This window comes from Acinetobacter sp. ANC_7553, assembly GCF_056779895.1.
This window is the reverse complement of the sequence record NZ_JBWYIV010000008.1, coordinates 23,457-45,640: the sequence shown is the minus strand read 5'-3', so window position 1 is coordinate 45,640 and position 22,184 is coordinate 23,457. Positions and strand designations below refer to the sequence as shown.

Below are 22,184 nucleotides of genomic sequence, written 5' to 3'. Positions count from 1 at the left end.
CTAAGAAGACTGCTTTTTTTGTTGCTCAAGTTTTTGGCTTAGTGCATCTTGGCGACCCAGCCATCGCCATGGTTGTAATGCGCCTATCGCCATACCCAACAACCCAAATAACATCGCAATACTTAAAGGTTCATTTAACAAAGGCACTGCCAAAATTGCAGCTAAAAAAGGTGCTAAATTGGTAATGCTCCCTGCTTTAAAAGCCCCGAGTCTTTTAATCGCTTCCACATAAGTTAAAGTTGCAATAATGACCACAAATATGCCATGAAATATTGTTTGAAACATTAAATGCTGAGGCTCAGGAGTACTAAGATCTTTGGGTAAAAATAACACGTAAATGGGTACATAAATCACGGCTGACCAGATGGCAACCCCACACATCGCCTGCCATGCACTCAGTTGGAATTTACGCAGTAATACGGTAAATATTGCCCAAAAAATGGCGCTCAAGAAGAATAATCCATCACCAGCACCAAAAGGAATGCCAGATTCACGATACATCAGGAGACTCATAATACCGAGCACGGTGATCATAATGATCAAACTTGCCCATGTATGACGATCAAAAGCCTGCTTCATCAATATAAAAGCCACGATGGCAGTACAAATAGGAATACAACCATTGAGAAAAATTGCAGCATGCGCAGTCGGTGCATAGTGAAATGCGCTATAAGCCAACAAACAATAGATCACACCACCAATCATTGCCAAGATAAATGGTTCTTTTTTAAGTAAAAAAGAGGCTTCTCTACGATAAAGTAAAATCGGCATTAAGATCAAAAAAGCCAGTGAAAAACGCAGTGCCACAATGTCCCACGTATTGATATGCCATAGCGCATTTAATCGTGCAGTGAGGGTAAATCCCCCCCAGATGCACATGGTAGTAATAAGAAAAAAATAGCCTTGGGCTCGATCTGAAAGTGCCATCTCAAATTAGGCTTGACGTTGTCTACACGCTTCGTAAAGTGCCATGCCTGTCGCCACACTCACATTCAAACTTTGTAAATTGCCACTCATTGGAATATAAACTTTGTGATCGCATTGCGCCTGAGTAATCGGTCTTAAACCAGTATCTTCAGCACCCATAATCACTGCGACAGGACCAGTCAAATCACATTCGTGAATAGGTAGAGCATGCTCATCTAACATCGTGCCAATCACTCGAACATTAAAATCATCTTTGATTTTAGCTAAAGTACGAGCCAAATTCGTCACTTGGATAAATTTAACTTTCTCTGCACCACCAGCAGCAACCTTACGAGCCGTTGGTGTTAAGCTCGCAGAACGATCACGAGGAACAACAACCGCGTGTACGCCCATGGCTGCCGCAGTTCGAATACACGCACCCAAATTATGCGGGTCCGTCACTTGGTCAAGCGCCAGTAAAAAAACATTGTCTGTACTTTTGATTAATTGCTCAAGATCATTTTCATTCAGCGTTGGATGAGGACGAACTGCAGCAACGACACCTTGATGAAAAGGTTGTCCAGCCAGTTTTTCAAGGCTGTCTCGGCTCGCTTTTTGAATACTAATTCCGAAAGGTTCAGCCAACTCAAAAATACGTTTTAAACGTTGATCTTCACGACCTTTTAGTGCAAATAGAGTCAAAACGCGTTCAGGTTCTAACTCCAACAATGACTCCACAGAATGAACGCCATAATAATATTCGGGTTTAGCCATGAACGACCTCAACTCACTAAGACAATACAATAATATAGAAAAGAAAAATCCCGCAAAGCCAACTTTACAGGATTTTATATAGCGAATAGTTTAACCGATTTGACCATTGAATGTTGGTCAAATTTTTTTTTGGTAATTAACCTTCGAAATGACAAACGTAGTCTAATACGTCATCTGTTTCGATTTTGAAACGGCTCTCACCAGGCACGTAAAACGACTGCCCTGCACGGAAAAGCTCATGTTCTTCATTGTCTGCAATTGTGACACGACATTCACCAGAAATAATTTCCATACGCTCTGGTACATGTGTTTCAAAAGTAAGCGGTTGTTCCGTCGGTAGAATAACCCCAAGTGTTTTTTTCGTACCGTCTTCAAATTGAACAGTGTGGCTAATACACGTCCCGCCAAAATAAACATTTGATTTTTTTACAACAGATACATGATCAAATTGTGATGACATGCGTATTCTCCAAATAATGCGCATTTTATAAATTTTAATTGCCGTAGTTTAATTGCGCTCGAGCAACTAATCAATCAGTGTTTTGCAATGGTTTTTATAAGCAACTTTTGTTCCCTATTGATGAAATTTAAAGATTTTTTTGATTTCTTCTATATATCTTTTGTACACAGGTAAAAGAATATATTCAGTCACTAGTAATCAACCTAATTTCAGTTAAAATGCAAACTAAAAGTTCTCATATTCAAATGTCGTGACTTGAGACTAAAACAAAATTTCTCTATCTTAGAATCCACACTTTCGCAGCTCGGATGCGTTTATGCTGACACACCTTAATCTGATCAACTTTGCTTTAGCCGATAACTTAGCCATTGATATTGATCAAGGTTTCAATGTTCTTACGGGTGAAACTGGTGCAGGTAAATCTTTATTACTCGATGCATTATCAGCGTGTTTAGGCGAGCGTACTGATACGAATTACGTTCGTTATGGTTCAGATAAGGCTGATGTTACAGCCGTATTTAGTTATCAAGATCAAAGTCCTGAAGCTGAATGGTTAAGCACTCATGAGCTGGCAGATGAATCGGGTGAAATTCATCTAAGACGGGTAATCTTTGCTACAGGTCGTAGTAAAGCTTGGATCAATGGACGTCCAAGTAGTCTGTCAGAATTAAAGGAAATAGGCAGACTCTTAGTCCAACTTTACAGCCAGCATAGTCAGCAACAATTGTTAGAACCGCCCTATCCAAAACATTGGTTAGATCGTTACAGCAACTTTGCTCAACATACGCTTGCTGTCAAAGACAGTTATAACGCATGGCAAAAAAATATCCGACAGCATCAAGCTGCGCTTGATGCACAGACCACCCGCCTTCAACGCATTGAGACACTTAATCTTCAATTAGAAGAATTAGAAGAAGTGGTTCGACTTGACTATAAAGAAATTGAACAAGAGTTCGATCGCTTAAGTCATCATGAACACATCATGCAAGATTGTAGTTATGCAATCAACGTTTTAGATGAGTCTGATCAAAATATCACTCAGGAAATTTCAAGTATTATTCGCAAGCTTGAATCTCATGCAGGTCGTAGTGATTTACTCTCTGAAATTTATAACTCATTATTAAATGCGCAAAGTGAAATCGATGATGCCAGTGCGAATTTAAAACAATTCATTGACCGTCAGAGTTTTGATCCTGAACGAATGGAAGAGTTAAACACACAACTGGAAATATTCCATCGTTTAGCGCGCAAATATCGAGTACAGCCCGAAGATTTAAAATCAGAATACGAACATTGGCAGGTAGAGCTAGAACAACTACATCAACTTGAAGATCCAGAGACTTTGGCTGAACAAGTTGAAATTTCACATCAACAGTTTATAGAGAAAGCTCAATATCTAGATGATATTCGTCGTAAAGCAGCAGAGCCCTTAGCTAAACTTTTAACAGAACAAGTCAAACAACTGGCTTTACCAGAAGCTCATTTTGAATTCCGTTTTGATCCTCTGGAGCAGCCTTCATCTGAAGGGTTTAGTTTTATTCAATTGTTGTTCACAGCAAACAAAGGGATCCCACCTCAACCGCTTGCGAAGGTTGCTTCTGGTGGTGAATTGTCACGTATTGCATTGGTCATGCAAGTCATGAATGCAGAGAAAACCGAAGCTGAAGTACTCGTTTTTGACGAAATTGATGTAGGTATCAGTGGTGGAACTGCTGAGATTGTCGGTCGCTTATTGGCTGGATTAGGTCAACATGTTCAAATTCTATGTATTACACATCAAGCCCAAGTTGCAGCGCAATCGGACCAACATTTGTTAGTGAAAAAACTGCAAACAGACCCTGCTAGCAGCACTATCGTTGAGCTTGATGAAGATCAACGGATATTAGAGCTTGCTCGCATGACTGGTGGTGTCGAAATTAGCGAGACCACCCTTCAACATGCAAAACAATTAAGACAATTAAAGTTTCAGACCAGCACATCTTGATTATTTTAAAAGGATTGTTGAAAACCCATAAGTCTAGTATGTTGAAGTAAAGTGATACTCAAACATAGGAGAAGCCATTAGGTGAGTAAACAATTTCTAACGCACCGTTGCCTGATTGCCCCACCTGATTTAGCAGATGATTTCTTCGCAAATAGTGTGGTCTATATCGCTCGTCATGATCATGAAGGTGCGCAGGGAATTATGATCAATCGTCCGGCTGGGATTCAGGTTAAAGAACTCTTAACAGATCTTGATATCGTTGCAGATCATGTTCACCCACATGATGTCTTACAAGGTGGTCCTTTACGACCAGAAGCGGGTTTTGTACTTCATACGGGTCAACCTACTTGGCATGCGTCCATCGCTGTAGGTGAAAATCTCTGTTTAACAACTTCAAAGGATATTCTTGATGCAATCGCACACAATGAAGGTGTTGGTCGCTATCAAATTGCTTTAGGCTATGCAAGTTGGAGTAAAAACCAGTTGGAGCAAGAAATCGCTCGAGGTGACTGGCTCATTTGTGACTCTGATATGGATTTGATTTTTAACTTACCCTATGACGATCGCTGGGACGCTGCCTATAGAAAAATGGGGGTCGATCGTACATGGCTTTCATCTGAGATTGGACATGCCTGATTCAACTACCGCTCAACTCATTATGGCCTTTGACTTTGGCACACAAAAAACAGGAATGGCTGTAGGATCGTCCATTATTGAAAGTGCTACGCCACTTTCACTTTTACCGATGAAAGATGGCATTCCCAATTGGGATGATCTACTCAAAATTGTAAAACAGCATTCTCCAAATCTGTTTTTAGTCGGGCTACCACTGAATATGGATGATAGCGAATCGGAACTATCAACACGAGCACGTAAATTTGCCCGTCGTTTAAGACACCAAACCAATATAGAAACATGGATGGTGGATGAGCGATTAACAACTCGCGAAGCGCGTGATGAACTCGATCATTATCAGGCGCAAGGGCGTGGAAAAAAGTTGTCCGCAGACAGCTTGGCAGCCGCTTTATTTATTGAAAGTTGGTATCGTAATCCTCAAGGTATTCAACCTTAATAGAATATTTGCCACTTCATCTAGGATAAAAATAGCGAAAGGTTAAATTGATTCTAGGCTCTAATACTTTGGTTGATTTCGCTAAAGTGTGTTTCCAAAAACGCTGTGTTTGACCTTTCATCACAATCAACTGTCCTGATTGTAGATACATTTCAGCAGTATGAGTTTTATCACGATGTTTAAATCTAAATTTTCGTGTTGCACCGAGACTCAGTGAGGCAATGACGGTCTCGCCATGTTCAGGATCTCTTAATGCAGCTTCATCATCACTATGCCATCCTACACCTTGAGTTCCATCTTCATACAAATTGGCCAAACAAGAATTAAATTGAACTCCTGTTATAAGTTCAATTTTTTGCTTGAGTACTAATAATTTCAAATCCCAAATCTGTGCTTGTTTATCCATTCCTGAATAGTGATATTGATAGTTTTGGTCACCATACCATACGACTTTACGACCCGTCTTAAAATATTGACCGTATAAAATCACTTCATCCTGTTTCCAAGCCAAAGCTTCTGAAAAATAATCGAAATAATCCTGTGATTCAGCATGAGTAAGTATAAGACCGTAATCTTCTACAATCCCATCACAAGGTAGGAGATTTGAATTGGGTTCGGGTGCAAACAGCTCAAAGTTCATAACCAATTTGCCATGAAAATATAACCGTATATTAGCTGAATATTTCAACTGACAAATTGAAACATTGTGAACGCTTGTGACACTGGACAATCAAGCTTAGACTGGCATAAATCTAGACAATAAAAACAATCGCTTATGAATTTATGGCAACTTTTTCTAAAACTTAAACCTTTCGTTCGACCTTATCGCTTTTTAGTGATTGCCACTCTCTTTCTTACGCTCATCGGCTCATTCACAGCTCAAGTGAATGCACTCACTTTGCAGTATGCGGTTGATGAAATTAATGCGCTGGTTGAGAATGGCTTTGGCTTAGCCGAAGGCTGGAATATCCTGATTACCATTACAGCGATATTATTGGGTAAAGAAGTGATTAATGCTTTTGTCCAATTCGGACAAAAGTTTTATGGTGAAAAACTTAGAATTTTTATTTCACAAGATTTAGCACAAGGCATCATTGAAAAATTTCTGACCTATAGATTAGCTTTTTTCAACGAAGAGAATAATCAGGCGGGAAAATTACAAACACGAATCGATCGTGGTATTGGCTCTCTGACTCGTCTAGTTCAAATATTCTTTATTGACATTTTGCCGTTATTTACCAGTGCGATCGTGGCTTTAGGATTAATGTACTACGCCAACTTTTATGTTGGCTTGGTGGCGACCACTATCGTTCCAATCTACTTCTGGTTAACTTATAAACAAGCACAAAAACTCGGAGGCTGGCGTCGAAATTTACGTGATGGTCGAGAAAAGAAAAGCCAAGGTATCCTCGGAATTATTAATTCAATTACGGTTATCAAATCTTTCAACCGCGAGTCAATAGAATCAACCAAACAACTCAAACTACAAAAAGAACTCACAGATAATCAAATGCAAACCCGTCAAGTCAGCTTTTTATTTGATGGGTTAAAAACCTTTATTGAACAAATAGGTATTGTTTTAATCATCATCCTAACTGCGTATTTTGTGCTTGATGGTCAGATGAGCATCGGTATGATCATGTTTCATGTACTGTTGTTCAATAATGTATCCGCGCCAATTCGCTCCTTACATCGTATATATGATGAAGTGAATGATGCCATGATCTATTCAGAAAGCTTCTTTAAAATTTTAGAAGCAGATGATCAAATTGAACCTACAGGTCAACTCAAACCGCAAATTCAAGGAAAATTTACGCTGAAAAATGTTGAATTCTTTTATCCAAACGGTCATCACGCACTAAAGAATATCAATATGGAGATTCGACCCAATAAAATTACTGCATTAGTTGGCTTATCAGGTGCGGGAAAATCAACCTTAATCAGTCTTTTAGATAAATTTTATGAACCTAATCAGGGGTGTATCGAACTCGATGGAATCGATCTCAATCAAATTGATACACAATATTTGAGAGATCATATTGGATTAGTCCTACAAAAAAATCATATTTTCCAAGGGACTATTTTTGAAAATATTCGCTATGGTAAAACAGATGCTACTGAAGAAGACGTGATCATTGCTGCTAAAAAAGCATCCATTCATGAGCAAATTTTACAACTTCCAGATGGCTATCATTCCGATGCATTGCAACTCTCTGGAGGACAACAACAGCGTATTGCGATTGCTCGTATGTTCTTGAAAAATCCACCGATTATCTTTTTAGATGAACCGACAGCGAGTTTGGATGCCATTGCTTCGGAACAAATTAAACAAAGCCTTGATGAGATTAAACAAGGACGTACTGTCATTATTATCTCGCACAGCCTGTCGCAAATTATTGATGCGGATTACACCTATGTCATGAAAGAAGGCGAAATTGCCGAGCATGGAGAACATGATGCCCTTTACCATCAAGACGGTGTATATAAACAAATTTTTGATGCGATGGCTAAAAGTTTGAATATCGAAAAAATTGCAAAAACTTTTGAAGACGATGGAGATGAGGAAACCCATAGTTAAAGTTTAATCTAGGTAACCTTGGCATTGAAGCAGTTGAATCAACACACAGTCATCTGCTTCATATAGCTGACTTAACTTCGTGTAAGGATCACCATCGAGCGCTAACATCTGTGCAAATGCAGGTTCAGTTTTTATACCTTTTAGCTTAAGGCGAATGATTTCCTGTTTAAATTGGTCATTTCCCAAATCTAATATTCTACGTTCAACATAGAAGTGCTGGAATCCCGCCTGCTGATGAATTGGTGTTGTAGAACAAAATATCTCAATTGACCAAGCACAATATTCAAGTCGGTAAATCTAAGTATCACGTTCAAAATAACTTCGCTCAATGCACCATGCCTTAAATGTTTGAAATAAATTTAGTGTTTCAATCAAATGATTCTCTTGCTCAATCGGATAACTACAAATGAGGTCGGTATCACTTTGTGCTGTTGCAATTCCTAAAGGTGGCGTACCGACCACTGTAACTTGATACCACTTGAGTATTTCCATAAGGTTTAAGTCATCAATGACTTTTTGCAAGTGTATTTTTTTCATTGTTATTTTTAATCTCTAAGATGATTCAAATTTAAAGCGGTTGAATCTCACAATATGAATTACTTTAACCATCACCAGAAAAGCTTAAGCAATTAAGGTTATTTTTGATTTTCGATAACATCTAACGCATAAACAGTTTTAATATAATTTCGATACTGCGTTGAATAAGAGATTTCCAAACAACGCATAAGGTATGCTTTCTCTTTTGAATATTGATAGCTGCCTAACGCTTCTTTGAGCGCTTGATCAATATAATTTTGCACTTGTTTTGCCGCCTCATGGCTATGCTCACCGAGTTGAAAATATCCACCTCTCGCAATATTTGCTTCATTTGCATAAATCTCAGAATGAGATAGACAATACGCGATTCCATCATTATGCAAATACTCTTGTGCCCGTGATAAATCATCCGCATAAATGCTTGAACTCGACAAGATACTCAAAGCAATAGCAAATTTACTTCTCATTTTTTAAATCACGTTCTCAACGAAATAAAAAAAGCGCCTTTTGGCGCTTTAAATACATTAGGGTTGTTTTAGATATGGCCATGCCGCTCTTAAATAAATAAACATGGACCACAGTGTTAAAATTACAGCGGTATATAACAAACCATATGCAACTAATTCAAGTGGTTTCCAATTGAGTAAGAACACGGAAATAGCAATCATCTGAAAAGCTGTTTTATATTTGCCAACCGTAGATACAGCTACATTGGTACGTGCACCGAGCTCAGCCATCCACTCACGTAAAGCAGAAACCGTAATCTCGCGTGAAATAATCACAATCGCAGCAAAAGCCATCGAAATTGTAGGTTGCCATTGCACCAAAACAATCAATGCTGCCGCGACCATTAATTTATCCGCAACAGGATCTAAAAAACGTCCGAATGCAGAAGTCTGATTCAATGTTCTTGCCAAGTAACCATCAAACCAATCTGTGACAGCAGCAATCACAAAAATTGCAGTCAGAATGATATGACGCGTCATACCCCCTTCATGCCCACCCACACCAATCGCAGGAGGCCAATAGGCAATAATTAAAAAAACAGGTATTAACGCAATACGTGCTAGCGTCAAGATATTTGGTATATTCAGGATGCGACCTGTAGACATAGACACCGCCAGTTTGCCCCAATTACAGCTAAAATTTGCAATAAAAACTTGAGCTTTGATTCTTTAATCCGCTTACTTTAAACGATTCACTACCCGCTGTCGACTAGGCAAAAATCGCGACAGTCTGTCTACAAATTGCAACGAGACGGTCATTATGGTCCCAAATATGGGCATATTCAGTAGAATAACCATGCGCAGAATGATCTGTAAATACTTTATATTTAAACCAATCTCGTCGGTCAGCTTGAATATGTTCTAACAGCGTCACATACCAAGAAATTGAACTTCCTGGTGCTGGTTTTTTTAATATAGGAAAAATTCCTGCAGGCCAAATATCTAACATTGCTATAAATTCAGGCATGCTCAGCGGACCTGCTTCAAATTTAGATTCTGCATATCGAAACCACCCACCAAAATCTGGCTTTTCAGCAGCCGTACAAGGGTATTTCCCTTCAGCCCAAATCAGATCATAGTTCTGATAGCATTGCGGCATAAGAGGATGATAAGGCAACTTAACTAAACTTTCAGGTAAATCATACTGTGGTGCTGAGCGAGTTTGATCCATATTCACGACTGATTCACGGTCTGAACCAAAACTTGCCAGCAGAATTCCCTGTACAGCATCAGCCTGCCAAATCCGAGCCTCAATATTAGTCACAGATTTACCTTGCCTTAAAATTTCCACTGTCACTTTGACTGGCTTTTCCTGAACAGGACCCACAAATACCACACTGGTGCTCAATAATCTTTTTTGAGGGTCATGAATCATTTGTGTTGCTTTGTGTAGCATCATCGCCGTGGTTAAACCACCAAAAATGGTACGACCTTGCAACCAACCCTCAGGGATCTCCACCCATTCTTGTTGATCAATTTCTTGAAATACCTGTCCAAATGACATGCGCAACCCTTTTATTTTAAATTTCTTATCGCGCTAGCATGCTGAATTTTCAGATTGAGGTAAATGATCAATGACTCGCAGGTCAATGATCATTTTGGCAAATTGATATGCATGATTACTCATGCAAGATTTTGTACACAGTCCGAGCGAGATTTGCACCAAAACCTGGGACTAAATTCAGATCCTTTTCAGAGGCTTTTAATACCCCTTGAATCCCACCAAAATGTGTTAATAAATCACGGCGGCGTTTTGGTCCTAGCCCTGGAATGGCTTCTAAAACTGACTGCCCACGACGTTTATCGCGCTTGGCACGATGTTTAGTAATGGCAAATCGATGCGCCTCATCACGAACCTGTTGAATTAAATGTAACGCTTTATGGTCTTCAGGCAGTTGAATCTTTGTGCCATCAGTGAAATGTAAGGTTTCCAAACCAGGCTTACGCCCTTCCCCTTTTGAAACCCCCACCATGAATGCATCCAATCCAAGATCTTGCATGACCTGCATTGCCATATGTAATTGCCCTTTACCACCATCGATGAGAAGCAAATCTGGCAGCATCGCCTTCTTATACCGTCGTGTCAAAGCCTGACGCATGGCAGCATAATCATCACCGCCAGTGATATCTTCGATAGCAAACTGACGGTAATCGCGCTTGCGAGCCCCTCCACTATCAAAGACAACACAAGAAGCGATCGTTGCTTCGCCCATCGTATGGGATATATCAAAACATTCGATACGATCAATTGGACGTCCGACCACCTCTTCTAACTGATGAAAACGTTCATTCAATTCATAATGGTTAGCAAGTTGTCCTTTAATGGCATGTTGTACATTCATGTTCGCAAGCTCGAGCCATTCTGCACGGGTTTCTCTAACTTTTGATTTAATCAGAATTTTTTTGCCAAAATTTTGTTGTAGTGCCTCTTCTATGTCTTTTTTGTCTGGCAGCTCCACGTTGACGATTAATTCTGTTGGAATCTCATCGGCAACTTGGAAATAAAAGTTCGCGATAAAATCTGCCAGCATTTGTCCCAAATCATCGCCCAACATATCTGGGAAATAACTTTTTCCTCCCAACATCTTGCCATTACGCACATGCATAATCTGAACGCACGTTACCCCCGCTTGGTATGCGATCGCCAATATATCTGCTTCACCTTTGACTTTATAAATCGCTTGTTGCGTTTGGACATCACGCAATAATGCCATCCGATCACGATAAAAAACGGCTTTTTCAAATTCGAGAGCTTCTGCTGCCGCTTCCATCTTGGCAATTAATTCTTGATTAAGCTCACGTGTGTCCCCTTGTAAAAAACGAATAGAGTTATCGACATCATCTTTATAGTCTTCAGGTGATATCATGCCCACACATGGAGCTGAGCAACGTTTAATTTGATACTGCAAACACGGTCTTTTACGTTGCGCAAAATAACTATTTTCACATTGGCGGACATTGAATAATTTTTGTAAGACCACCAATGTATCACGTGCATTATAGGCACTTGGATAAGGTCCAAAAAATTTACCTGCTTGATGTTTCCCCTTACCACGACCTGCTGCAATACGTGGATAAGGCTTATCACTGGACACAAAAATATAGACGTAAGATTTATCATCTCGCAGCATGATGTTATACGGCGGTCGATGAAGCTTAATTAAGTTTTGTTCAAGAAGTAATGCTTCCGTTTCTGAGCGGACCACCATGGTTTCAATATCATGAATGCGGGCAACTAAAGCCTGTGTTTTGGGATGCTCAATGGTTTTAACAAAATAGCTAGAAACACGATTTTTTAAATTCTTGGCTTTTCCCACATACAACAACTCTCCATCTTTACCTAACATGCGATAGACACCAGGCAAAGTCGTAAGATTGGTTAAGATTTTTTCAATGTGTTCACGTGCGTTTTCGTTCACAAGCAGCCTTTAATGTAGAGTCAGTCATTCATGCAACAGCATGAGCTTATTGTGATGGTAACGCGCTCTATTTCAAGTGCATTTCGGTAGACGATTTTAAAACCTTGTTGATCCAACAGTTCAGGGCAATGATCGCAGATTTTATAATCAGCTGATTGTTAAAAAGTCTGAGTTGTTAAATTCAAGTTTGATATGCTTTTCAACTGATTCATTCATGGATGCGCCAACATGACTGCGACCGATCGTGCTTTTCACGCCATACAACCTGCACTCTCATCCCATAGTCCTTCAGAAAAAGATCGACTCATTGGAAAGTCTCGCTTTCATTTTGAACCAGCCAAAGTGATGCAGTTATTGCGTGATCGTATCATTGGGCAAAATCCAGCCTTAGATGAAATCGAAAAACTGCTTCACGTAGTCAAAGCTGACTTTTCAAGTCCTGAACGCCCTTTGTCCGTCACCTTGATGCTTGGACCAACAGGTGTTGGTAAAACAGAGACTGTTCGTTTGATTGCTGAAGCGATTTATGGTCGTCCTGATGCGTTTTGTCGTATCGATATGAATACACTGGCTCAAGAACATTATGCAGCCGCTTTAACAGGCGCTCCGCCCGGATATGTCGGTTCAAAAGAAGGTCATAGTTTATTCGATGAAACTGCGATTAATGGCTCTCATACCCGTCCTGGCATTATGCTGTTTGATGAACTTGAAAAAGCCTCTCCCGAAGTGATTCGTGGCTTAATGAATGTGTTGGATACAGGTCGCCTAACCCTTACTGCTGGAACAAAAACGATTGATTTTCGTAATTGTATGATTTTTATGACCAGTAATGCAGGAGCACGCGCAGCACAACAATATTTAGATAAATTAAATGTTTTACCGCAAAAACTTCAGAATCTATGTTTAAAACGCCTACCCACGAAAGCCATTATTGAAAAAATACTGCATAGCAGTTTTGATCCCGAATTTCTGAATCGAATTGATCGTGTCCTTCATTATCAACCTGTTCAAGATGATGCACTCCCTAAATTGGTTGATATTGAACTGGAAAAACTCAACATTCGTTTGCAACATCAAAAACGTCAGGTTCATTTATCAGACCTTGCCAAAGCATATTTCTATCAGGGTCATGATATCCGCTTTGGGGCACGTCATTTAGCACGTAAAATGAGAACCGACCTAGAACCCATTATTGCAATCTACTTTCTAAAGCATCCAGATCAACTTCATCTCAAGCTGGATTGCAAAGACGGTCAGCTCTCGATCATCAATCAATAAAAAAGCCCATTATGGGCTTTTTTTAAACAAATCATCTTAATCCAGGAATCGTGATAAAGGATTCTGCTGCCGTTTTATTATAATACGTACACCCTTTTTCAATATTTGCCATTAATAACTGATAACGCTGTCTATTTTCTGCAACATCATCGTTCATTAACAATTTTTCATAGAGCTTATATTCATCATCAGTCGTACGCTTCAAAGTTTGATGATATTCAGCAGGATATAGTTTGCTTTCAAATTCAATGGCTGTTGAATCATCTAAACTAATCTTCATACTGGTGTCAAAAATACTGCTAAAATTCATACCCATCCAACGATCTTTAGCAAGTTGAAATTTAACAATTGGATTTTTGTCATTTAAAAGATCAAGATACAGCAAGTTATCTTCATAAAATTGGTTAAAACTCTCTTCCAATGGTTCACTCGTGTTTGGATAGAGTTGTAAATAATCTACTCGGTTTTGTTCTGCTTTCTTTCTATAACAATAGCTACCTGAAGAAAAATTTTTAAGACCATCTTTGGCAATAAACAATCTCACATTAGGGTTCAAATCATTTCGATCAATGTTGCGATAACCTGGTAAAACTGTATCAAAAACATTTTTACCCGATAGGTTTACACGCTCCATTTCGATATCCGTTTGGATGTCACCAATGATATTCATCGTCCAATGACTAGGACTATTCACACTGAGCGTATTTTGGGCTTGATCATAGGTTTGATAGATACGATTTCGCGTCACAATCACACTATTCAACGGTTTAAAACTATCCGTATAAGTAAATTGTCCATTTTGAAATTCAATATAATTTAAGCCGAATCGATCATTGGAATTATAGTAAATTGAATAGAGTTGATCACCGTTTCGAAATTGTGTACTCGGTGATGATTCATACGAATCTCCCGACCCACCGCCGCCACAGGCACTTAAAAAAAACGGTAAAACACTTAGAGCCAATATTGTTTTTTTGAGATTCATTTGAATTTTCTTTTGTATATTTTACACACAAAAGCATAGCTTTTATTGAACAACTTCTCAATTTTAATTTACATCATTTTAAGTAAAATTAAAAAATGCGCCCTTAGGCGCATTTTGATCTGAATACTCTTAAAACACATAAGGTCGAATAAAAATCAGGAAGAATATCCCTAACATCAAGAACCATTTTAAAAAGTAATATAACTGACGGTTCTTCGCTTTCAGTGCTTTTGCTTTCACACGCAAGCGATAAATATAACCAAATGCTTTGTTCAGACCACCCGTTTGATCCCCTGCTTCATTCGGTGAACTTGCCGCAGTCATTACATTTTTACCAAACCAATGATTAAACCGTTCCATCCAACGTGTCTTTAAAGGACGCTCTACATCAGCAAAGAAAATAATACGATTTTGATCCGTCGTGTTTTCTGCATAATGAATGTAGGTTTCATCAAACACAACGCTTTCACCATCTCTCCATGAATATCGCTGACCATCTACATCAATAAAGCAACGATCATCATTTGGCGTCAACAACCCTAAATGATAGCGTAAAGATCCCGCATAAGGATCACGATGACGAACCAATCGACTATCAGGAGCAAGCTCAGTAAACATCGCCGCTTTAATGGTTGGCAATGTTTTAAGCAATGCTGTCGTTTTAGGGCACAGTTCCGCTGCTGAAGGATGTGCAGAGTCATACCATTTTAAATAAAAACGCTTCCAACCAGTTTTAAAAAATGAATTAAAGCCTAGGTCATCATATTTTTCAGAGGCTTTGATCCCACCCTGCTCATATAAAGCTTTGGCTTCATCACGAATCATTTCCCAATTTTCATCTAACACTTTTAAATCTTTAAAATGCTGTGTGTCGATATAAGGCTGGTTTGGTACCTTAGAGAACATATACATAAAAAAATTAATAGGTGCCAAAATGGTCGAATGATCAAAGAATTGACGATAGAACGAATGTCGTACTTTTCCACGACGTTGAATATACAGTGCCGATATGATGAATATCGCGAGAATAATCCACTTGATCATTGATTGACTCGGTTTATCTTTGGTTAGCGGGTTAAATGAAGAGATGCTGCACCTAAATTGGAAGTGAATTGTTCCAATTTAGGTGTATAGATAATCACGTAAATTGTATAACGACTACCCCAAACAACGAAACATTGTGTTCTACAAATAGACTTTTGATGGCTTTATATTTCAGTTTATTGACTTTTATGACGAAATTTAAAGTGCAAAATAACTTGAAATTACCTACCTACCCCAGATATAAGTTGAAGTGTTTTTAAATAAAATGCCAATTGAAACAATCGCTTTATTGTAAGAAGAACAAACTCTACATTCGCATCTGCTGTTTTATAATGCATGCTGGTGCAATAAATAGATGACCATTGCGTCACGGCTTGATACAACTTGTTATGTTCTTTTTCGATATAGTTATCGTAAGATTAGCGAAGCTTTAATGTGCGCAGGAAATACGCACTTGCTTCACAACATCAACTTAGAAGTCCTCCAAAAAAAAGGAGATCAGGGCATGATCCACGCTGGCAATGCCATTACCGTCCAAATGCTTTCGGACGGAATTGCAGAATTCCGCTTTGACTTACAAGGTGAGTCGGTTAATAAATTCAACCGCGCAACAATTGACGACTTTAAAGCTGCAATTGCTGCTGTTCAATCAAACGCTGAGATTAAAGGTCTTATCGTTACATCTGGTAAATCTACTTTTATCGTTGGTGCAGACATCACTGAGTTTGGTGAAAACTTTGCGCAAGGCGAACAAGTCATTGTAGATTGGGCGATGCCTGTTCATGAAATCTTCAACTCATTCGAAGATTTAAATATTCCTAAAGTTGCTGCAATCAATGGTATGGCATTGGGCGGCGGTTTTGAAATGTGCTTGGTGTGTGACTATCGCGTGATGTCAGAATCAGCACAAGTTGGTCTTCCAGAAATTAAACTTGGGATCATTCCTGGTTTCGGTGGTACTGTTCGTCTAAGCCGTGTAATCGGTATCGATAACGCTGTTGAATGGATGGCAATGGCGAACCCGAAAAAAGCGCCTGCTGCACTTAAAGATGGTGCTGTCGATGCTGTGGTCGCTGCTGATAAATTACAAGATGCTGCGATCTCTATCGTTAAACAAGCAATCGAAGGTCGTTTAGACTGGAAAGCGAAGCGTCAAGAAAAATTAGATCCAATTAAGTTGAATCCATTAGAACAAATGATGGCTTTCAACTCATCTAAAGGTGTGGTACTTGCGAAAGCTAATCCTGCACAATACCCTGCGCCAAAATTATTGCTTGATTCTATGCAAGCAGGCTCGAGCTTAGATCGTGCTGGTGCACTTCGCCAAGAAGCTGAACACTTTGCAAAAGCAGCGGTAACGCCACAAGCAGGGGCGTTGATTGGTCTATTCATCAACGACCAAGTTGTGAAGAAAACTTCGAAAAAATATGAACAAGGCGCTCACCCTGTAAATCAAGCTGCAGTACTTGGTGCAGGTATCATGGGTGGTGGTATTGCTTATCAAGCGGCAAGCAAAGGCACACCAATTATCATGAAAGATATTGGTAACCCACAACTTGCTTTAGGAATGAAAGAAGCAAACGGTCTCCTAACTAAACAAGTTGAACGTAAGAAAATCAAGCCTGCTCAAATGGGTGAAACGCTTGCACGTATCCGTCCGACATTAAGCTATGATGAGTTTAAAGAAGTCGATATCGTAATCGAAGCGGTAACTGAAAACCCGAAAGTGAAAGGCATCGTACTCAAAGAAACTGAATCTAAAGTACGTGAAAACACGATCATTGCATCAAACACTTCTACGATCTCAATCACGCGTTTGGCTGAAAACCTAGAACGTCCTGAGAACTTTGTAGGGATGCACTTCTTTAACCCAGTGCATATGATGCCTTTGGTTGAAGTCATTCGTGGTGAAAAAACTTCACCTGAAGCGATTGCAACGACTGTCGTACTCGCTCAAAAAATGGGTAAAACTCCTATCGTTGTAAACGACTGCCCGGGCTTCCTTGTAAACCGCGTATTGTTCCCTTACTTTGGTGCGTTTGACCTTCTTCTTAAAGACGGCGCCGACTTCCAACAAGTCGACAAAGTAATGGAAAAATTTGGCTGGCCAATGGGTCCTGCATACTTAATGGACGTTGTCGGTATTGATACTGGCGTTCACGGTGCAGAAGTGATGGCTGAAGGTTTCCCTGACCGTATGAAGCCTGATTTCAAAGGTTCAATCCAAACAATGTATGAAGCACAACGTCTTGGTCAAAAGAACGATGTTGGTTTCTACAAATATGAATTGGACAAGAAAGGCAAGAAAGCAAAAACTGTTGATCCAACAGCGTATGACGTAATTGCTTCTGTCGTGACTGGTGAAAAACGTGAATTTGATCCTCAAGAGATCATTGACCGTATGATGATTGCTTTCTGTAACGAAACTGTTCGTTGCTTAGAAGACAACATCGTTGCAACACCAAACGAAGCAGATATGGCAATGATCATGGGTGTAGGCTTCCCTCCATTCCGTGGTGGTCCATGCCGTTACATCGATCAAACTGGTGTAGCTGAGTATGTTGCGCTTTGCGACAAGTATGCGCATTTAGGTAAGGCTTATGAAGCGCCACAAATGTTGCGTGACATGGCTGCTAACAATAAAAAATTCTACGGTTAAGGAGCAACGTGAATGGCTACTTTAAATCCACGTGACGTTGTCATCGTTGATGGCGTACGTTCAGCAATGGGTAAAACCAAAAATGGTATGTTCCGCAATGTACGTGCCGATAACTTATCTGCTGAATTAGTTCGTGCATTGGTTGCTCGTAACCAGTTTGATGTGAACGAAGTTGAAGATGTGATCTGGGGTTGTGTGAACCAGACTCTAGAGCAAGGCATGAACATCGGTCGTAACATCGTGTTATTGGCAGACTTACCAAAAACTGTTGCAGGTCAAACTGTTAACCGTCTTTGTGGTTCTTCAATGCAAGCAATTCATACCGCAGCTGCTCAAATTGCGACTAACCAAGGTGATATCTTCATCATTGGTGGTGTAGAGCACATGGGTCACGTTGGCATGATGCACGGCATCGACTTGAACCCACAAGCATCTAAACATTATGCGAAAGCATCTAACATGATGGGCTTAACGGCTGAAATGTTAGGCCGTATGAATGGCATTAGCCGTGAAGAGCAAGACGCTTTTGGTGTTGAATCTCACCGTCGTGCTTGGGCTGCTACTCAAGAAGGTCGTTTCAAAAACGAAATCATTGGTGTTGAAGGTCATGATGCAAATGGCTTCAAAATCCTATGCGATGTAGATGAAGTGATTCGTCCAGATGCGAACCTTGAAGCATTTAAAGCGTTACGTCCTGTGTTTGACCCTAAAGGCGGTACAGTGACTGCTGCTACATCATCAGCGTTGTCTGATGGTGCATCTGCAATGTTATTGATGTCTGCTGAGCGTGCACAAGCATTAGGTCTCAAGCCACGTGCTGTTATCCGTTCTATGGCGGTTGCAGGTTGTGATGCTGCGATCATGGGTTATGGTCCAGTTCCAGCAACTCAAAAAGCGCTTAAACGTGCTGGCCTGAGCATTGGCGACATTCAAACTGTTGAGTTAAACGAAGCATTTGCTGCTCAAGGTCTTTCAGTATTGAAAGGTCTAGGTTTACATGACAAACAAGACATCGTGAACTTAAACGGTGGTGCGATTGCGCTTGGTCACCCATTGGGCTGTTCTGGTGCACGTATCACAACGACGTTGTTGAACGTGATGGAACAACAAGATACACAAATCGGTCTTGCGACGATGTGTATTGGTTTAGGTCAAGGTATTGCAACGATTATTGAACGTGTTTAATTCTTAAATACGTGAGAGAAGAAAACCCCGCTTATTGCGGGGTTTTTTTTAATATTTTCTTAAAAATATTAGGATTCTTTTCGGTCTTTTTCTTCATAAAATCATCAAATATTTGCTTATTATAATAAGTAGCTGAGATAATATTTTCTTTCAATAAAACAATTTGATAAACACTATTTTCATCATATTCTGTAGTTATTTTTACAGTTAAATCATCTTTATCTCTATAACCACTTCTCAATGGCACAAATTTAATAGCTTCTAACTCTTCCCTACTCTTAATTTCAGTTTTATAAAACTGAACAAAACCGATATAAAACTTACGATCTTTCATATGCAAGATTAAAGATTTTTCATCAATTACACTCTCTAATAAAATTCGATCTAGCTCATCATCCAAAGATTCAAACAATAATAAGGTTTTGAAATTCGCTTTTGTTTTCCCCCATAGCTCCTTAGCTAAATCATAAAGTTTTTCATCGGTTGCATTTTCTACGTCTATTTTTCGCTGTTTTATGGTTTTAGACAACAGGGAAACAAAAATACCTCCAAAAACAACAAGATAAAACCAAATTATTATAACAAATTCTAATATAATCGATACAAACAGAGTGTTAAGGTAAAATAAAAAATATTCTTGCGATTGAATAACTAACAATCCATTTAATACTTTTGAAAAAATAATATAGTAACCAAAAAAAATTAAAATCTTTTGAATAAATACTGATATTAAGAAAAAAATAATCCCATAAAAAAAACTTCTGAAATATAATAATTGACCTTCTGACTGCCTAAATTTATGAAGATGAACTGGACAGTAATAAAGATAAATAAAACCCATCAAAATGATGGGTAATAAATATAATAAAGCCAAAGCTAAATCCTAAAAATTAAATATTATTTGTCTGTTCTCTTAAATTTTTCAAAGAACTACGAACATCTTGCAAATCACGTTTAGCTCCGTTAACTGAGATATTAGCTACTAATTTAATATTTTTATCTAAGCGTGTGAATTTATTGTACTTTCTATAAAAATAAAACACACCTAATAGAACAGTCAAAAAGAATATAAAAATCATTGGAAATAGAACATTCATTGCACTACCCTCCAAATTCAAGATGCCAAATTGTACTAAAAAATTACAACGTATCAAAGTACGTTTTATTTATAAATAGGATATACCAACATTAGCTTCTAAAAACAATATCTATTCAGTAAAAATTGAGCTTAGTTTAGCGATAATCTATTAAATGTTATCCCTTTGTAAAATTATTTGAATATTCAACCATTAAAACCTTATTCATCACCAACTTAAAACTCATAAGCGTGTCATATCGCCTGATACATTCTCCTTTCTCCAACAGGGCGTACAATGAACATGCTTAAAACTATCCTTGCAACTGCAATCGTTGCTACTTCTGCATCTGCTATGGCTGCTAAAATCGTATCTCCTGCTGCTGCCCTTAAAGCTCAAGTAAAAACTATTGCTGCTCAAACAGCTCAACAAACAGCTGAACCTGCTCAAGCAAAAGTTGAAGCTGTAAAAGCTGAAGCTAATGTAAAAGCGACAGAAAAAGCTGAGAAAAAAGGCTTTTTCTCTTGGTTTAAAAAAGCAGCTTAATTTTCCAAAATTCAGCAGGAATGTGTTCGCACATTCCTCTGAAGATATTCACACTTCAACAAGCGAATTAGATACTTTATCCTCTTTTACAAATTTGCGCTTCAGGCAAAGGTCAATATTGTTTATAAAAGAAAAACATCGAAAAGTACGGCGTATGATTACAAATATTAGAAATGCCCTTTTCATCTTGTTTATCTCTCTCAGTGCTATTTGGACAATTTTATTCATTTGGACACATCAGCCTGTTAATGCCATTTCTACTTATGTACTGATCTTGTTTTGGGTTGGGCTTGCCATCATTACAGGCATATTCCATTTCAAGCAACACAGCTATAAGCCCTATTTCACATGGGCGTATTTGGTTATTTTTTTGATTGCCATGATTAGCTTTTTTCCTTAGAACCCCAAAATGACCGTATATGGCAAGATGAAACCGAAAAAGTCATTCAACTCCAATTTAAAGATGGCAAAGTCGAAATCCAAAACATTCGCAACTTCATTTGGCGCAGTGATAATGACTACGACATTCAATGGGAAACACGTCAATATGATTTAGAAAAGTTAGATCGTATAGATTTAGTGGTATCACATTTTATGCAAGGTCCTATTGCGCATGTTTTTATTACATTTGGTTTTGATGATGGTAAACATCTCGCATTTTCTTTAGAAGTTCGTCAGGAAAAAGATGAAGGATTCTCCACCATTGGTGGGTTTTTTCGGCAGTATGAATTGGCACTGGTCGTAGGCGATGAAAATGATTTGATTTATACCCGCTCAAATATTCGTGAAGAAGACGTCTATATTTATCCAATTCAAATGAATCAAACCGAAATTCAGATGTTGTTTTTTAGAGTTCCTGAACAAAGCCAATCGGCTAAATCATACCCCAGTTTGGTATAACACCTATATCAGTAATTGTACGACCATCTTGTTTGATTTATTAGAACATGCAGTAGGACAAATTCCACGAGATTATCGCGTGACATTGCCAAGTTTAATTCCAAACTATTTATATGACAAAAAAGTACTCGATAATGGTATCACCTTAGATCAATGGAAAGAAAAAGCGCATATTAATCCTAAAATTGAGCATGTTCATGATGTACATTTACTTTCAAGTAAAGCCTTTTCTGCCTTACTCCGTGAGTAAAGCAGGCATCCTTTTTTTATAACCA

At 38.8% G+C, this 22,184-nt stretch carries 22 protein-coding genes and 1 pseudogene; 10 read left to right on the top strand and 13 right to left on the bottom strand.

The window, feature by feature from the left end; genetic code table 11:
• From AC1M9I_RS07735 to ppnP, 3 genes are all read right to left on the bottom strand, one after another.
• Positions 1 to 927 (bottom strand): DMT family transporter, encoded by a 927-nt coding sequence (locus AC1M9I_RS07735; protein ID WP_180028662.1) that lies wholly within the window; start codon positions 925 to 927, stop codon positions 1 to 3.
• A gap of 6 nt (positions 928 to 933) precedes the next feature.
• A complete protein-coding gene (gene rlmB, locus AC1M9I_RS07730) occupies positions 934 to 1,680 on the bottom strand; it encodes a 23S rRNA (guanosine(2251)-2'-O)-methyltransferase RlmB (protein WP_035266007.1) in 747 nt (248 codons plus the stop codon).
• A 136-nt stretch (positions 1,681 to 1,816) separates the two neighbouring features.
• The gene (gene ppnP, locus AC1M9I_RS07725; protein ID WP_092766653.1) at positions 1,817 to 2,140 is read right to left on the bottom strand and encodes a pyrimidine/purine nucleoside phosphorylase; all 324 of its coding nucleotides are present in this window, start codon (positions 2,138 to 2,140) and stop codon (positions 1,817 to 1,819) included.
• Between the two features lie 316 nt (positions 2,141 to 2,456).
• On the opposite strand from ppnP, the gene recN reads away from it, so the two are divergent.
• The 3 genes from recN (at position 2,457) to ruvX (ending at position 5,196) form a co-directional block, all read left to right on the top strand.
• Positions 2,457 to 4,124 (top strand): DNA repair protein RecN, encoded by a 1,668-nt coding sequence (gene recN / locus AC1M9I_RS07720; RefSeq protein ID WP_481594806.1) that lies wholly within the window; start codon positions 2,457 to 2,459, stop codon positions 4,122 to 4,124.
• 81 nt (positions 4,125 to 4,205) lie between these two features.
• Complete coding sequence (locus AC1M9I_RS07715; RefSeq protein ID WP_035266003.1) at positions 4,206 to 4,760, top strand: YqgE/AlgH family protein; 555 nt, start codon at positions 4,206 to 4,208, stop codon at positions 4,758 to 4,760.
• Positions 4,753 to 5,196, top strand: a complete 444-nt coding sequence (gene ruvX, locus AC1M9I_RS07710; protein WP_035266001.1) for a Holliday junction resolvase RuvX — start codon at positions 4,753 to 4,755, stop codon at positions 5,194 to 5,196. Before AC1M9I_RS07715 ends, ruvX begins: the two co-directional genes overlap by 8 nt.
• 16 nt (positions 5,197 to 5,212) lie before the next feature.
• On the opposite strand, the gene AC1M9I_RS07705 is transcribed toward ruvX, so the two are convergent.
• Positions 5,213 to 5,836: an alpha-ketoglutarate-dependent dioxygenase AlkB family protein gene (locus AC1M9I_RS07705; RefSeq protein ID WP_481594805.1), complete on the bottom strand. Its 624-nt coding sequence runs from the start codon at positions 5,834 to 5,836 to the stop codon at positions 5,213 to 5,215.
• A gap of 135 nt (positions 5,837 to 5,971) precedes the next feature.
• On the opposite strand from AC1M9I_RS07705, the gene AC1M9I_RS07700 reads away from it, so the two are divergent.
• Complete coding sequence (locus AC1M9I_RS07700) at positions 5,972 to 7,774, top strand: ABC transporter ATP-binding protein (protein ID WP_179998801.1); 1,803 nt, start codon at positions 5,972 to 5,974, stop codon at positions 7,772 to 7,774.
• Between the two features lie 3 nt (positions 7,775 to 7,777).
• Here AC1M9I_RS07700 and AC1M9I_RS07695 read toward each other — a convergent pair.
• The 5 genes and pseudogenes from AC1M9I_RS07695 to uvrC all read right to left on the bottom strand — a co-directional run bounded on the left by AC1M9I_RS07695 (position 7,778) and on the right by uvrC (position 12,236).
• Positions 7,778 to 8,311: pseudogene (locus AC1M9I_RS07695) on the bottom strand (DUF4269 domain-containing protein).
• 98 nt (positions 8,312 to 8,409) lie between these two features.
• Complete coding sequence (locus tag AC1M9I_RS07690) at positions 8,410 to 8,778, bottom strand: hypothetical protein (protein WP_481594804.1); 369 nt, start codon at positions 8,776 to 8,778, stop codon at positions 8,410 to 8,412.
• 57 nt (positions 8,779 to 8,835) lie between these two features.
• The gene (pgsA, locus tag AC1M9I_RS07685; protein WP_035265993.1) at positions 8,836 to 9,423 is read right to left on the bottom strand and encodes a CDP-diacylglycerol--glycerol-3-phosphate 3-phosphatidyltransferase; all 588 of its coding nucleotides are present in this window, start codon (positions 9,421 to 9,423) and stop codon (positions 8,836 to 8,838) included.
• Positions 9,424 to 9,526: 103 nt separating this feature from the next.
• The gene (locus AC1M9I_RS07680) at positions 9,527 to 10,321 is read right to left on the bottom strand and encodes a thioesterase family protein (RefSeq protein ID WP_481593357.1); all 795 of its coding nucleotides are present in this window, start codon (positions 10,319 to 10,321) and stop codon (positions 9,527 to 9,529) included.
• A 115-nt stretch (positions 10,322 to 10,436) separates the two neighbouring features.
• The gene (gene uvrC / locus AC1M9I_RS07675; protein WP_481610880.1) at positions 10,437 to 12,236 is read right to left on the bottom strand and encodes an excinuclease ABC subunit UvrC; all 1,800 of its coding nucleotides are present in this window, start codon (positions 12,234 to 12,236) and stop codon (positions 10,437 to 10,439) included.
• A gap of 228 nt (positions 12,237 to 12,464) precedes the next feature.
• On the opposite strand from uvrC, the gene AC1M9I_RS07670 reads away from it, so the two are divergent.
• Positions 12,465 to 13,514, top strand: a complete 1,050-nt coding sequence (locus AC1M9I_RS07670; protein WP_481594802.1) for an AAA family ATPase — start codon at positions 12,465 to 12,467, stop codon at positions 13,512 to 13,514.
• 31 nt (positions 13,515 to 13,545) lie between these two features.
• On the opposite strand, the gene AC1M9I_RS07665 is transcribed toward AC1M9I_RS07670, so the two are convergent.
• Both AC1M9I_RS07665 and lpxO read right to left on the bottom strand, forming a co-directional pair.
• A complete protein-coding gene (locus AC1M9I_RS07665) occupies positions 13,546 to 14,499 on the bottom strand; it encodes a hypothetical protein (RefSeq protein ID WP_481594801.1) in 954 nt (317 codons plus the stop codon).
• Positions 14,500 to 14,628: 129 nt separating this feature from the next.
• Entirely contained in the window at positions 14,629 to 15,543 is a 915-nt protein-coding gene (gene lpxO, locus AC1M9I_RS07660) for a lipid A hydroxylase LpxO (RefSeq protein WP_481594800.1), read from the bottom strand.
• 505 nt (positions 15,544 to 16,048) lie between these two features.
• Between lpxO and fadB the strand changes: the two genes are divergently transcribed.
• Both fadB and fadA read left to right on the top strand, forming a co-directional pair.
• Complete coding sequence (gene fadB, locus AC1M9I_RS07655; protein WP_481588585.1) at positions 16,049 to 18,202, top strand: fatty acid oxidation complex subunit alpha FadB; 2,154 nt, start codon at positions 16,049 to 16,051, stop codon at positions 18,200 to 18,202.
• A gap of 12 nt (positions 18,203 to 18,214) precedes the next feature.
• Positions 18,215 to 19,387 (top strand): acetyl-CoA C-acyltransferase FadA, encoded by a 1,173-nt coding sequence (gene fadA, locus AC1M9I_RS07650; protein ID WP_481592352.1) that lies wholly within the window; start codon positions 18,215 to 18,217, stop codon positions 19,385 to 19,387.
• A gap of 31 nt (positions 19,388 to 19,418) precedes the next feature.
• On the opposite strand, the gene AC1M9I_RS07645 is transcribed toward fadA, so the two are convergent.
• Complete coding sequence (locus AC1M9I_RS07645; RefSeq protein ID WP_481594799.1) at positions 19,419 to 20,261, bottom strand: hypothetical protein; 843 nt, start codon at positions 20,259 to 20,261, stop codon at positions 19,419 to 19,421.
• A 16-nt stretch (positions 20,262 to 20,277) separates the two neighbouring features.
• Positions 20,278 to 20,484, bottom strand: a complete 207-nt coding sequence (locus AC1M9I_RS07640; protein WP_481594798.1) for a hypothetical protein — start codon at positions 20,482 to 20,484, stop codon at positions 20,278 to 20,280.
• 276 nt (positions 20,485 to 20,760) lie between these two features.
• Between AC1M9I_RS07640 and AC1M9I_RS07635 the strand changes: the two genes are divergently transcribed.
• The 3 genes from AC1M9I_RS07635 to AC1M9I_RS07625 all read left to right on the top strand — a co-directional run bounded on the left by AC1M9I_RS07635 (position 20,761) and on the right by AC1M9I_RS07625 (position 22,159).
• Positions 20,761 to 21,009, top strand: coding sequence for a hypothetical protein (locus AC1M9I_RS07635; protein WP_481594797.1), 249 nt, complete (start codon positions 20,761 to 20,763; stop codon positions 21,007 to 21,009).
• A 417-nt stretch (positions 21,010 to 21,426) separates the two neighbouring features.
• Positions 21,427 to 21,909 carry a lipoprotein N-acyltransferase Lnb domain-containing protein gene (locus AC1M9I_RS07630; RefSeq protein ID WP_481610911.1) on the top strand — a complete coding sequence of 161 codons (483 nt, stop codon included), beginning with the start codon at positions 21,427 to 21,429 and terminating at the stop codon, positions 21,907 to 21,909.
• Positions 21,830 to 22,159: a lipoprotein N-acyltransferase Lnb domain-containing protein gene (locus AC1M9I_RS07625; protein WP_481610910.1), complete on the top strand. Its 330-nt coding sequence runs from the start codon at positions 21,830 to 21,832 to the stop codon at positions 22,157 to 22,159. The genes AC1M9I_RS07630 and AC1M9I_RS07625 overlap by 80 nt, the downstream gene beginning before the upstream one ends.
• The last annotated feature ends 25 nt before the right edge of the window (positions 22,160 to 22,184 follow it).